This is a genomic window from Streptomyces sp. NRRL S-350, assembly GCF_000719705.1.
GTDB lineage: Bacteria > Actinomycetota > Actinomycetes > Streptomycetales > Streptomycetaceae > Kitasatospora.
Genome location: NZ_JOHO01000201.1, coordinates 1 through 440 on the forward strand (window position 1 = coordinate 1; position 440 = coordinate 440).

Consider the following 440-nt stretch of genomic DNA (forward strand, 5'->3'; position numbering starts at 1 on the left):
CACCAGGAGCGTTGAGTTGACTCAGATGAGCCAGGCCGCACAGAACCTGAACTGGCTGATCACCAATTTCGTGGACAACACCCCCGGGGTGTCCCACACCGTGGTGGTCTCCGCGGACGGCCTCCTCCTGTGCATGTCCGAGGGCTTCCCGCGCGACCGCGCCGACCAGCTCGCCGCCGTCGCCTCCGGCCTCACCTCCCTCACCTCCGGCGCCAGCCGGATCTTCGAGGGCGGCGAGGTCAACCAGACCGTCGTCGAGATGGAACGGGGCTTCCTGTTCCTGATGGCCGTCAGCGACGGCTCCGCCCTCGCCGTCCTGGCCGCCCCCGACTCCGACATCGGCCTCGTCGGCTACGAGATGGCCCTGCTCGTCGACCGCGCCGGCGCCGTCCTCACCCCCGCACTCCGCGCGGAACTCCAGGGCAGTCTCCTGCACTGAC

Annotated in this window: 1 protein-coding gene; it reads left to right on the forward strand. The window is 69.5% G+C overall.

The window, feature by feature from the left end; all coding sequences use genetic code 11:
* The first annotated feature begins 25 nt into the window (after positions 1-25).
* Positions 26-439: a roadblock/LC7 domain-containing protein gene (locus IF30_RS0140520; RefSeq protein ID WP_030248297.1), complete on the forward strand. Its 414-nt coding sequence runs from the start codon at positions 26-28 to the stop codon at positions 437-439.
* The last annotated feature ends 1 nt before the right edge of the window (position 440 follow it).

What these genes read in the sequence shown, in the direction of transcription:
- IF30_RS0140520 (WP_030248297.1), top strand. Translation starts at nt 26, where the DNA reads ATGAGCCAGGCCGCACAGAACCTGAACTGGCTGATCACCAATTTCGTG.